Annotated in this window: 1 pseudogene; it reads left to right on the forward strand. The window is 71.8% G+C overall.

The features are described 5' to 3' along the window. Positions 1-888 (forward strand): annotated as a pseudogene (locus tag L995_RS29205) (DUF3616 domain-containing protein); the annotation flags it as partial.

Consider the following 888-nt stretch of genomic DNA (forward strand, 5'->3'; position numbering starts at 1 on the left):
GATTCGCCTGGACCTGGGCGGCCGCGGCATCCGCGAAATCCGCAAGAACGCAGTCGGCGAGTACCTGATCATTGCCGGTCCCTCGGCCAGCGCCACGGGCACCGCGCCGCGCAACTTCCAGCTCTATTCCTGGGACGGCCGCGTGAACAGCGCAGGCCTGGCCCTGAACCTGCGTCCGCGCGCTGCCGACCTGGCCGCCATCACCGCGCCCCACACCGCCTGCTCGGCCGAAGGCATAGGCGCCATGCCCGCCAGCCTGGACGCGGGCGGCAGCGTGGACATCCTCAGCGACTGCGGCGATGCCGATTTCTTCGGCGATGGCACCGTGGCCAAGGACCTGCCCTATGCCGCCTGGAAAAAGGCGCGCCTGGACAGCCTGGCGGTGCCGGCGCTGTCCACCGTGGCCCTGTCCGCCCAGGCAGTGGACCAGACATCGGCCGTGGTCCAGGCCACGCCCAGCGTGGGCGGCAGCCTGCGCGCCGTGGCCCTGCCTGCCAATGCGCCCGTCCCCAGCTGGGAACAGGTCATGGCCGGCCTGGATGCCGCCGGCCTGCCGGCCCCTGCCAGCAACACGGTCAGCACCGCAGCCGGCACGGCCGCCACGCTGTCCTTCACCGGCCTGGACCCTGCCGTGAGCTACCGCGTGCATGCGGTCAACCTGCCGGCCTCGGGCACGGCCAGCGCGCCGGCTGTGCTGGCCCTGAGCAAGCCCGTGCCCATCGGCACGCAGATCGGCACGGGCAGCAACACGGCAGGTGTCAGCAACGGCACGGGCAATGTGGGTGCGGACCAATGGCAGTTCGCCTCGAACTCGGCAGGCTTTCAGCCCGCGCCCTCGCAAAGCCCGCTGCCGGGCGGCCTGCGCATGCCCTACGGCAGCCTGAGCTT

The organism is Delftia sp. ZNC0008 (genome assembly GCF_000799035.1).
GTDB lineage: Bacteria > Pseudomonadota > Gammaproteobacteria > Burkholderiales > Burkholderiaceae_C > Comamonas > Comamonas tsuruhatensis.